Below are 10,850 nucleotides of genomic sequence, written 5' to 3'. Positions count from 1 at the left end.
TTACATTCCGAACCCGGAAGCTAAGCCTCACAGCGCCGATGGTACTGCAGGGGGGACCCTGTGGGAGAGTAGGACGCCGCCGAACTAATTTTGAAGAAAGCCCCGGACCGGGAACGGTCCGGGGCTTTCTTGCGTTATGGGTCGTTCGATCAAGGCTTAGGGTCGAGATATGCGATACGACCTGGTCATCTTCGACAATGACGGCGTCCTCGTGGACAGTGAGCCGATCTCCAACACGATCCTCGCCGGCTATCTGACCGAGCTCGGGCACCCCACCTCCTACGAGGACTCCCTGCGCGACTACATGGGGGCCGCCGTCCACCGCGTACACGATCTCGTTCTCGAGCGGACCGGGCAGCGGCTTCCCGCGGACTTCGACGATGTTTTTCACGGGCGGGTGTTCGCGGCCTTCGAGCGTGAGCTGGAGCCCGTGGACGGGGCCGTGGAAGTGCTGGAAAAGCTGGCCGGGGACGGGGTGGCCTACTGCCTGGCCTCCTCCGGGAGCCATGAGCGGATTCGGGTCGGGCATCGGAAGGCCGGGCTCGACAAGTGGTTCGGCGAGGAACGGATCTTCAGCGCGCAGGACGTGGGGCGGGGGAAGCCGGCGCCCGATCTTTTTCTGTACGCCGCCGAGCGCATGGGAGTGGCGCCGGAGAAGTGCGTCGTCGTGGAGGACAGTCCGCTGGGTGTGCAGGCCGCGGTCGCCGCGGGGATGGATGTGCTCGGGTTCACCGCCATGACGCCTGCCGAGCGTCTCGCCGGTGCCACTGAACTCTTCGAGGACATGCGGGAGTTGCCTGGCCTGCTCGTATGACGTGAGCCGTGACAGGGGCCGTGCGGTGGGGCTGACATTTGTCATTGCCAGGTCCGGACGATCGTTTCTGTCGGCGGACGGGGGTCTGCGGCGAAGCTGAGGGCGTCACGAAGGAACGCGACGCTCGCAGCCACGACGGAGGAACCCGATCATGAGTCAGCTCGCCGCAGAGGCCCCCACCGCGGTCCGTGCCGAGGGGCGTGGAGAGGTCCGAGAAGGTTCCGCCGCCGTCGTTACTGACTCCGGCGCCCTGGACGACGTACGCAAGGCCCGTATCGAGTCCCTGAAGCCGCTCGTGCTGGACGCCCTGGTGCCCACGGCCTTGTACTACCTGCTCAGCAAGGGGTTCGGGATGGGGACCCTGGGGGCGCTGGCCTGGAGCAGCGTGGTGCCGGCCGGGCGTACCGCGTGGGGGCTGGTCAAGGAGCGGCGGGTCAACGGGCTCGCGGCGCTGATCCTGACGGCCAACGTCGTCGGGCTGCTGATGAGCCTGGTGGCCGGTGATCCGCGGCTCATGCTCGCCAAGGACAGCGGGATCACCGCGACCGTGGGCATCGTCGTCCTGGTGTCGGTGATGGCCGGGCGGCCGCTGATGACCGCCGCGCTCAAGCCCTGGGTGACCAAGGGGAACGCGGAGCGGGTCGCGGCCTGGGACCGGTTGATGGCTGAGCGGGGGCGGTTCGCCCGTATGGAGCGGACCTTCTCCGTGGCCTGGGGCGGTGCGCTCCTCGGGGAGGCGCTGCTGCGGGTGGTGGGGGCTTACACCCTGCCCGTCGACACCATGGTGTGGCTGGGTGGTGCGATCGCGGCGGTGACGATCACGCTGACCGTCATGGTCAGCGGCGCCCTGGCCGTCGGGCCGATGGAGCAGATGGTCGGGCAGGCCGTCGAGGGCCGCTGAGCGCGGTGTCGAGCCGCGCCGGAGGTGTCGAGCCGCGCCGGAATTGGTTGAGTGATCTATCTACCCACGGGTAGCCAGGGGCCCTACGCTCTGCAGCCATGACCGAAGAGCTGCGGCGCGGCAGGGCCTCGCTGGCGTTCGCCTTCCTGGTGCAGGGTGTGACCTTCGCCCTGCTCGTGACGCGGATTCCGGCGATCCAGGATCGCTACGGGATATCCGACGGGCTGTTGCCCGTCTTCCTCGCCGCGGTGCCGATTCTGGCCGGGGTCGGGAGCGTGGGCACCGAGCAGCTGGTCAAGAGGGTGCCACCGAGTGCGGTGCTGCGGTGGTCGCAGCCCGCCGTCCTGTTGTCGCTGCTGGGGGTGGGCGCGGGAGACGCGCTGTGGCACGTGGCCGTGGCACTGGGGGTGTTCGGGCTCTCGGTGGGTGCGCTCGACGCGTCGATGAACATGCTCGGGGTCAGCCTTCAGAGGGCGTACGGGCGCAGCATCATGCTCGGCTTCCACGCGGCGTACAGCCTGGGCGGGATCGTGGGGGCGTCGCTGGCCTGGGCCGGGGCGCACTGGGATCTCGCGCTGTTCGCGTCCTATCTGCCGGCCGTGGTCGTGCTGTTGCCTGTGGCGCTGGTCGGGAGTCGTTGGTACGTCGATGCGGCGGGGGAGGGGGAAGGCCCCGGCCTCGGTGGCGAGGGGAGCAGCGGGGGCGTCGTCTTCAAGTTGCTGCTTCCGCTGTGCCTGGTGATGAGCTTCGCGTACATCGGGGACTCGACCGTCTCCAATTGGAGTGCCAAGTATCTGCAGGACGTGCTGGGGAGTTCGGAGGAGGTCTCGACCGTTCCGTACAACGTCTACATGGTCATGACGCTGGTGGGGCGGGGGCTCGGGGACCTGGGTGTGCGGCGGTTCGGGGCCGTGGCGGTGGTGCGGGCCGGGTCGGTGGTGGCCGCGCTGGGGTTCGCGGTGGTGGCGGTGGCGCCCGGTGCGTGGGTCGGGATCGCCGGGTTCACGGTGCTCGGGCTGGGGTTGTGCGTGATCGTTCCGCAGACGTTCGCGGCGGCGGGGAGACTGTTCCCCGGGGCTTCGGATGCGGCCGTCGCGCGACTGAATGTCTTCAACTACGTGGGGTTTCTGATCGGTTCGCCGTTGGTGGGCGCGATCGGGGACGCGTGGAACTACCGCGGGGCCATGCTCGTTCCCATGGTGTTGGTGCTCGTGACCTTGTTGTATGCCCGCTCCTTCGCCCCGGAAGCGGACCGATACGGTGACGGGCATGAGCGGCCGCGCACAGCTGATGTGGGACGAGGCAGTATCGGGCTATGACTTCGGCCCGGGTCACCCCATGGACCCGGTCAGACTCGGGCTGACCCGAAGTCTTGTCGACGCCTTCGGGCTCGACCAGGAGCTGGATGTGGTCGCGGCCAAGCGTGCCGGTGATTCGACGCTGCGGCTCGTGCATCGCGAGGACTATGTGCGGGCGGTCAAGGCCGCTTCCGTGGATCCGGCGTCCGCGCGCGGGGAGTACGGGCTGGGGACGGAAGACGACCCGGCCTTCGCAGGCATGCACGAGGTGTCGGCTTTGATCGCCGGGCAGTCCGTGGGCGCGGCCGAGGCGGTGTGGCGCGGGGACGCGCTGCATGCCGTGAACTTCGCCGGTGGGCTGCACCATGCGATGCCCGGGGGTGCCTCGGGGTTCTGTATCTACAACGACGCGGCGCTGGCCGTCGCGCGCCTTCTTGAGCTGGGCGCCGAGCGGGTCGCTTACGTGGACGTCGATGTGCACCACGGGGATGGTGTGCAGGCCGCGTTCTGGGAGGACCCGCGGGTTCTGACGATTTCGCTGCACGAGCATCCGCGGACGCTGTTCCCGCAGACCGGGTGGCCCGAGGAGACGGGGGCGGGCGGGGCGGCCGAGGGGTCCGCGGTGAATGTCGCGCTGCCGGCCGGGACCGGGGACGCGGGGTGGGTGCGGGCCTTTCATGCCGTGGTGCCGGAGTTGCTGGCCGAGTTTCGGCCGGAGGTTCTCGTGACGCAGCACGGGGCCGATACGCACTTCGAGGATCCGCTTGCGCACCTTGCCGTTTCGCTTGATGCGCAGCGCGCCGTGCAGGTCGCCTGCCATGAGCTGGCCCATGAGTATGCCGAGGGGCGGTGGGTCGCTCTGGGGGGTGGGGGGTACGCCGTGGTGGATGTGGTGCCGCGGTCGTGGACGCATCTGGTGGGTATCGCGGCGGGGCGGCCGGTCGATCCCTTCGCGGAGGTTCCTGAGGCGTGGCGGCAGGAAGTCTTCGCTCGGACGCGGCAGTTGGCGCCGGGGCGGATGACGGATGGGCGGTGGCCCGTGGAGTGGAAGGACTGGGGGTCGGGGTACGACCCGGCTGATCGGCTCGATCAGGCGGTGCTTGCGGCTCGGCGGGCCGCGTTTCCGTTGCGGGGGTTGTTGGCGTAGGGGGTTTCCTTCCCTGACCCCGCTCCTCGAACGCCGGAGGGGCTGGATTCATTGTGCCCGCGTTACGCCAACTGTGGGGGTTTTCCGGGGTTTTGGGGGTCTGCGGGGATGTGATGCGCCAGCATCGGGGGCGTGTTGAGCACCGGCGCGTTGCGTGCGCATTTGTTGGCGGCTCGGTTGGCCGGGCCTGTGGCCACGTCGCGGGAAGAGAGCCTGCGGAGCTATCGCCTCTTTGCGGCCCGCGACCCTCGGATACTTCTCGGGCTGGACCCCGAGTGGAGCTGGGGGCCCGGCGATCTGCTGCGGCTGATGGCCGACAAGTGCGGGGTGTCCGCCGACCCGATGCATACTTCTGGGGCCGATGTCATCGATCCTGAGCGGACGTTGACGGCTCTCGACGCCTTTGCCGAGAGGCTCGGCGAGGCCGCGCGAAGGCGTCTCCCGGTGCTCTTCGGGACCGGTCATCCGCACCGACTTCTCGGGTTCTACGCCGCGTTGGCGGACGCATTGTCGGCGGCGGGCTGCACCGTCCTCACCCCCGCGCAGGGCAACAGTGTCGACATAACGACCCGGTTCGGCCTACGCACGTACAACCTTGACTACGTACAAGGAGTCGCGCTGGTGCGCGAACCCGGCGTGCGTCTCACCGGGAGTGAGACCGGCGCACACACCCACTCACCACTCCCGGTTCGGGCCGCCCTGGATGCCGCGGCGGAGGCCGGCGGACCGCTTCCCGAGCTGGTCGTCGGCGACCACGGATGGGTCTGCGGAGCAGGTCAGCTGGGGTTTGAGGCGATCGGTCTGGCGGATACGGACGATCCTGCCCTGTTCGTCGGAGAGGCCGAGGGGCAGGTGTCCGTCGTCGTTCCGCTTGATGACGCTGTGCGGTCTGATTACTACCGACCGCTTACTCGCTATGTACTCAATCGAGCGTGTCTGTCACAGTAGGCGGCCGATGGCTACTCCTCTTCCCCACTCGCATCATCCGCCCCTAGTCTGGGGAGTGAGCGCGCAGGGACGAAGAGTCACCGGAAGGGGAAGCCGGTGCCCGTCATGTGCGGAAGGTTCAGGTGGGGTGTCATGGCTGCAGACCAAAGGCCGCTGAACGAGGTCGCATTTCTGACCGTGGCGGAAGTCGCCGCAGTGATGCGAGTGTCCAAGATGACCGTGTACCGGCTGGTGCACAGTGGTCATCTGCCCGCCATCCGGGTCGGGAGGTCCTTCCGGGTCCCGGAGCAGGCGGTTCACGAGTACCTCCGCGAGTCCTATGTGGGGGTCGAGGCAGGTTGAGCGACGGGCCTCAGGGCCCTTCGCGCAGGGGCCATGCCCCCTCGATTACGTCCCTCACGCGGGGGCGGGTAGGCTAGGCCGACGTAGGTCGTGTGGGCCCAGTCTGCTGCCCCGCACCGAGTGAAGAGAAGTGAGCGAGGGTAGTCGTGGGCTCTGTTATCAAGAAGCGGCGTAAGCGGATGGCCAAGAAGAAGCACCGCAAGCTGCTGAAGCGCACCCGCGTTCAGCGTCGCAACAAGAAGTAAGCGGCCGCTGCAACAGCGCGTTCCGAAGCCCTCCCACCGCCGGTGGGAGGGCTTCGGCATGTTTGGGGCCTTGCTGCGTGGTACTTGTGGGGCGTGCCGCGCGATGCTTCGCGGTGCTTGTGGGGCCGTGCCCCGCGGTGCTTGTGGGGCGGTGCGGTATTTGACGACCGGCCGCTTGGTCCGTACGTACACCTGTGTCCGTCGTCACTTCCCGCATCGCACGGTCATCACAGCGCAACATCCACCCGCTAGCGTGGGCCGGGACACAGTCGTCCGTGAGCGGCGAGGGTTGGGGAAAGGCAGGCGCTGATCTTGGGCAAGGTCGTGCTCGTGACCGGGGTGGCCCGACAGCTGGGTGGACGGTTCGTCCGCCGCGTCCAGCGAGATCCCGACGTCGACCGGGTGGTCGCCGTCGACGCGGTCCCTCCCGAGCACCATCTGGGGGGCGCCGACTTCGTCCAGGCCGACATCAGGCAGCCCGCGATCGCCAAGGTCCTCGCCGAGTACGCCGTGGACACGGTCGTGCACATGGACGTCACGGCCACCGCGCTGGGCGGCCGCGGCGGCAGGGGCGGCCGGGGCTCGGTCAAGGAGACCAACGTCATCGGCACGATGCAGCTGCTCGGCGCCTGCCAGAAGTCGCCGACGGTGAAGCGGCTCGTGGTGAAGTCGAGCACCAGCGTGTACGGCTCCGCGCCCAAGGACCCCGCGGTCTTCACCGAGACCACGCCGCCCAAGTCGCTGCCCAGCGGTGGCTTCGCCAAGGACACCGTCGAGGTCGAGGGCTATGTGCGCGGTTTCGCGCGGCGGCGCCCGGACGTCGCGGTGTGCGTGCTGCGCTTCGCGAACATCCTGGGGCCCGCCGCGGACTCCCCGCTCGCCGAGTACTTCTCGCTGCCGGTCCTGCCGACCGTGTTCGGCTACGACCCGCGCCTGCAGTTCGTCCACGAGGACGACGCGGTCGAGGTGCTGCGGCTCGCCTCGCACGATCCGGAGCGCGGGACGCTCAACAGCGGCACGTTCAACATCGCGGGCGACGGGCAGTTGCTGCTCTCGCAGTGCTCGCGGCGGCTCGGCCGCCCCACCGTGCCGGTGCTCCTGCCGGCCGTCACCTGGTTCGGCTCGGCCCTGCGCACGCTCGGCGCGACGGACTTCTCGCCGGAGCAGATCAGGCTGCTCACGCACGGCAGGGTCGTGGCCACCCGGCAGATGCGCGAGACACTGGGGTTCAGGCCGAAGTACACGACCGCGGAGACGTTCGCGGACTTCGTACGCAGCCGGGGTCCTGGACTGCTGCCGCCAAGTGCCCTCGCGGGGGCAGTCGACCGGATCGCCGCGCTGCCCTTCGCGGGTGGCATCCAGAGCGTCAACTGAGGAGAGCGTCAACGATGGCGGACGCCAAGGTCATTCCGTTCGACGACGACCGGTCGCGCGGGGGCGCGCAGCGCACGTCGCGCCGCAGGTCGGCGCCCCGGCGCAAGGGCGACCCCGTGGCCGGGGTCAAGGCGCTGCCCGGACAGCAGGACGGGCAGAAGGAGGAGCGGCAGGACGGGGAGCGGCGCGTGGAGCGCACCGAACCGGAGCGGGCGGCCGCCGAGACGAGGGGCGCCGGCGGCTGGGACCGGCGCATCGCGGGCGGCCTCTCCTTCCTGCGGCGACGGCTGACCGGTGACTACGAGGTCGACGACTTCGGTTACGACGAGGAGCTCACCGACCAGGTCCTGATGTCGCTGCTCCGCCCCTTCTACGAGAAGTACTTCCGGGTGGAGGTGAAGGGCATCGAGAACATCCCCGCCGACGGCGGGGCGCTGATCGTCGCCAATCACTCCGGGACGCTGCCGCTGGACGGCCTGATGATGCAGGTCGCGGTGCACGACAACCATCCGCAGGGCCGGCATCTGCGGCTGCTCGCCGCCGATCTCGTCTTCATGCTGCCGGTGGTCAACGAACTGGCCCGCAAGGCCGGGCACACCCTGGCCTGTGCGGAGGACGCGGAGCGGCTGCTCGAGCGGGGCGAGCTGGTCGGGGTGATGCCGGAGGGCTTCAAGGGCATCGGCAAGCCGTTCAGCGAGCGCTACAAGCTGCAGCGGTTCGGCCGCGGCGGCTTCGTGTCGACGGCGCTGCGGACGGGGTCGCCGATCGTGCCGTGCTCGATCGTGGGGGCGGAGGAGATCTACCCCATGATCGGCAACGCGAAGACGCTGGCGCGGGTGCTCGGGTTCCCGTACTTCCCGATCACGCCCACGTTCCCGTGGCTGGGGCCGTTGGGTGCGGTGCCGTTGCCGACGAAGTGGACGATTCAGTTCGGGGAGCCGATTCCGACGGACGGTTATCCGCCGGAGGCGGCGGATGATCCGATGCTGATGTTCAACCTGACGGATCAGGTGCGGGAGCAGATCCAGCACTCGCTGTACAAGCTGTTGGTGCAGCGGCGGTCTGTGTTCTTCTGAGCGCTCCGCGGGCGCTTCGTGACTTGTCGCGCAGTTCCCGGCGTCCCTTCGGGGCGCAGGGGTGTACGCGGTTGGGGGCGCCCTCCATGTTCGGAGGGCGCCCCCAACCGCGTACTGCCGACGGCTACTTCGCGTCCTCGCCGTCGATGCCCAGCTCCGGGAGCAGGCCGGGCAGGAGCGGGGGCAGGGTGACGTCCGGCTTGGCCGAGCTGTCTCCCGTGCCTGGCTTGCTCTTGCCGTCCGAGGAGGGCGGGGTCGTCTTCTCGTCCGGTGGGTCGAGGAGGCCGCCCGTGGCGCCGCCGAGGAGGCCTTCGCCCTGGCTGTCCGAGGTGGACGGCTTGGGTTTGCTTTCGCTGCCGGTACCTCCGCCGTGCGTCGCTCCGCTGCCCGAGGGGCGGGAGGAGTGCCGGTCGGTGCCTTCGGAGCCCCGGGGGCTCTGGGAGGTCCGGCCGGTGGTGCTGCCGCTCTTCTCGGGGGTACGCGGCAGCAGCGAGCGCAGCGGGTCGACCTCTTGGTCTATGGCGTCGAAGACGGAGGCCACCTGCTGGCTCACATCGCCCAGCTGGACCGGGAGGCGGCCCTGGAGGTCGCTCCAACTGTCCCGGTGCGACTGGGAGAAGGAGGACAGCGCCTGGATGGGGCCGAGGGAGCCGTCGCGCTGGTAGGCCTCGTGGAGCAGGCGGTGGCCTTCGGTGGCGTCGTGCCGCATGCCGGAGAGGGCTCGCCTGACCTCGCCGACGGACTCGTGGTCGAGGTCGCCCGCGCGGCCGCGTTCCATGAGCCTGCGGGCCTCGTTCAGCCGCGTCGACGCCTGGTCGAGGTAGATCCTGCCGCGGTCGGCGTCGTCGTCGGCCATGCCCAGCTTGAGGTCTTCCATGCCGCGCTTGAGGCCGTACAACGAATCGCCCGGCAGGGCGTCGGAGCTGGCGGCGGCGACTCCGCTGAACGCGCCCGCGGCCACGCCGACCGTGAGGCCACCCGCCGCGATGCCCTTGGACAGGCGGGACCGCGGCCGCAACTTCCGCAAGGAGGCCGCTCGGTGGGCGCCCTTGCGGGAGCGCTGTTCGGGTACCGAGGGGGTGCCGCCCTCCAGGAGCATGGCTTCCATCGCGGCCACCAGCTGGGCGCGTTGGACGACCTTCACCTCGGGGTCGAGGGCGGGCTTGGGCAGCGCGTCCAGACCTTCCGTCAGGGCCAGCATGCGGCTCTGCTCGGTCGGTTCGGCACGGGCCGCGGTGGTTTCGGGGGACTCCACGGATGCGGCCGCGGATGCGGGTGTGGACGCGGAGTCCTCGGACTGCTCGGCCGCCGGGTCCTGGTCGGAATGCTCCTCCAGGGCCTGGGCGAAGGCGTTCGCCCGCCGGTGGGCCGATACGTTCGCGATCACTGGCGGCACCTCCTCTCGTCATGACGGTCGACTCCCCAGGGGGTCCTGAGGGTTGCATGTCCTGACCATTTCCACACGATCGGGTGAGCGAGTGGGGTCTCCCCTGCTCATTAAGAGCCCGGGGAGCATCAGGTAGCGACCACAGGGAGCCTGCATCCCGCACAACGAGCGTCGCGGCACTTGGGTTACGGACGAAAGATGATCGGACCGCGAAGAATTGAGGAAGTGCCGTGGCGGCCATCTGGCCGCCACGGTCGGTGAGTTGGGCGCTACGGAGCGCCAGCGCGAGCCGCCGTGGAGCGTTAGCGCGCGTCGTCCGGCAGGAGGCGCGCCAGCGTGCGCACCGCGCGGTACTGGAGGGTCTTGATCGCGCCCTCGTTCTTGCCCATGACCCGGGCGGTCTCGGCGACGGAGAGGCCCTGGAGGAAGCGCAGGGTCACGCACTCCTGCTGCTGGGGGTTGAGGCGGCGGACGGCTTCGAGGAGGGCGGCGTTCGACAGCGACTCCAGGACGGAGTCCTCGGGGCTGCGCTCGACTTCGTTGGCGTCGAGCATTTCGCCAGTGGTCACTTCGAGGCGGAAACGGCTCGACTTGAAGTGGTCGGCGACCAGGTTGCGGGCGATCGTGACCAGCCAGGCGCCGAAGTCGCGGCCCTGCCAGGTGAAGGTGCCGATCCGGCGCAGGGCGCGCAGAAAGGTCTCACTCGTGAGGTCCTCGGCGGTCGCCTTGCCCCCCACGCGGTAGTAGATGTAGCGGTAGACGGTGTCGCTGTACTGGTCGTAGAGGCGGCCGAAGGCGTCGGACTCGCCGGCCTGGGCGCGCTCGACGAGGTCCATCATGCGGGCGCTGTCGCTGTCCGCGGCGGGGCGGCGGGGGGCGGGGGCCGATGCGGCGGCAGCGGCGCCGGAGCGGGCCCGTCTGCTCACAGTCGCACCGCCGTCCGCCAGGGCATAGCACGGCCCGGCGGGTGCGGGGACGGCGAAGGCGGGGACGGCGGGGACGGCGTACGCGGTGGGGACGAAGCCGCGCAAGCGGTCGATGACCGTTGCGCGCAGCGTAGCCAGGCCCGAGGCGTCAACCCCGACGTGTGGGTACACGGGACTCCCAGAGGCAGAGCTTCCATCACGTGCAGTGCGGGACCGTTCACCCGTCGTAGCGACGTGCGGGGTCCCTTATGCGTCTGAGGAGAATAACGCTTCGTACAGGCAGCGCTACACCCAGTTGCTCAAATCATCGATTACGTCGCTTCTGTAACCGATTTGAGCCTGATCAAGTACCGGAGAGTGAGCACTTGTTGATCGGATTAGTTCGCATTCCG

11 protein-coding genes and 1 rRNA gene are annotated in these 10,850 nt (G+C 69.3%); 10 read left to right on the top strand and 2 right to left on the bottom strand.

What is annotated here, in order from left to right; all coding sequences use genetic code 11:
- The 10 genes from rrf to AB0B50_RS40740 form a co-directional block, all read left to right on the top strand.
- Positions 1–85 (top strand): 5S ribosomal RNA (rrf, locus tag AB0B50_RS40785); the annotation flags it as partial.
- A gap of 84 nt (positions 86–169) precedes the next feature.
- Positions 170–814, top strand: coding sequence for an HAD family hydrolase (locus AB0B50_RS40780; protein ID WP_362341838.1), 645 nt, complete (start codon positions 170–172; stop codon positions 812–814).
- Between the two features lie 151 nt (positions 815–965).
- Entirely contained in the window at positions 966–1,715 is a 750-nt protein-coding gene (locus AB0B50_RS40775; protein ID WP_362341836.1) for a VC0807 family protein, read from the top strand.
- 98 nt (positions 1,716–1,813) lie between these two features.
- A complete protein-coding gene (locus AB0B50_RS40770; RefSeq protein ID WP_362341833.1) occupies positions 1,814–3,034 on the top strand; it encodes an MFS transporter in 1,221 nt (406 codons plus the stop codon).
- The gene (locus tag AB0B50_RS40765) at positions 2,985–4,160 is read left to right on the top strand and encodes an acetoin utilization protein AcuC (RefSeq protein ID WP_362341831.1); all 1,176 of its coding nucleotides are present in this window, start codon (positions 2,985–2,987) and stop codon (positions 4,158–4,160) included. Before AB0B50_RS40770 ends, AB0B50_RS40765 begins: the two co-directional genes overlap by 50 nt.
- A 132-nt stretch (positions 4,161–4,292) precedes the next feature.
- A complete protein-coding gene (locus AB0B50_RS40760; RefSeq protein ID WP_362341828.1) occupies positions 4,293–5,108 on the top strand; it encodes a phosphatase in 816 nt (271 codons plus the stop codon).
- A 132-nt stretch (positions 5,109–5,240) separates the two neighbouring features.
- Positions 5,241–5,450, top strand: coding sequence for a helix-turn-helix domain-containing protein (locus tag AB0B50_RS40755; RefSeq protein ID WP_266863634.1), 210 nt, complete (start codon positions 5,241–5,243; stop codon positions 5,448–5,450).
- Between the two features lie 146 nt (positions 5,451–5,596).
- The gene (locus tag AB0B50_RS40750) at positions 5,597–5,695 is read left to right on the top strand and encodes an AURKAIP1/COX24 domain-containing protein (protein ID WP_003948845.1); all 99 of its coding nucleotides are present in this window, start codon (positions 5,597–5,599) and stop codon (positions 5,693–5,695) included.
- 312 nt (positions 5,696–6,007) lie between these two features.
- Positions 6,008–7,069 carry an NAD-dependent epimerase/dehydratase family protein gene (locus tag AB0B50_RS40745; RefSeq protein ID WP_362341825.1) on the top strand — a complete coding sequence of 354 codons (1,062 nt, stop codon included), beginning with the start codon at positions 6,008–6,010 and terminating at the stop codon, positions 7,067–7,069.
- 14 nt (positions 7,070–7,083) lie between these two features.
- The gene (locus tag AB0B50_RS40740; protein WP_362341822.1) at positions 7,084–8,145 is read left to right on the top strand and encodes a lysophospholipid acyltransferase family protein; all 1,062 of its coding nucleotides are present in this window, start codon (positions 7,084–7,086) and stop codon (positions 8,143–8,145) included.
- A 124-nt stretch (positions 8,146–8,269) separates the two neighbouring features.
- Here AB0B50_RS40740 and AB0B50_RS40735 read toward each other — a convergent pair whose 3' ends face one another.
- Together AB0B50_RS40735 and AB0B50_RS40730 are read right to left on the bottom strand one after the other, a co-directional pair.
- Positions 8,270–9,532 carry a DUF5667 domain-containing protein gene (locus AB0B50_RS40735; protein WP_362341819.1) on the bottom strand — a complete coding sequence of 421 codons (1,263 nt, stop codon included), beginning with the start codon at positions 9,530–9,532 and terminating at the stop codon, positions 8,270–8,272.
- 302 nt (positions 9,533–9,834) lie between these two features.
- On the bottom strand, positions 9,835–10,629 hold the full coding sequence (locus AB0B50_RS40730; RefSeq protein ID WP_362341816.1) for an ECF subfamily RNA polymerase sigma factor, BldN family: 795 nt from the start codon (positions 10,627–10,629) through the stop codon (positions 9,835–9,837).
- Positions 10,630–10,850: the final 221 nt, after the last annotated feature.

Origin of the sequence: Streptomyces sp. NPDC041068 (assembly GCF_040647455.1) — a bacterium.
Lineage (GTDB): Bacteria > Actinomycetota > Actinomycetes > Streptomycetales > Streptomycetaceae > Streptomyces.
This window is presented reverse-complemented; position numbering and strand designations above follow the sequence as displayed.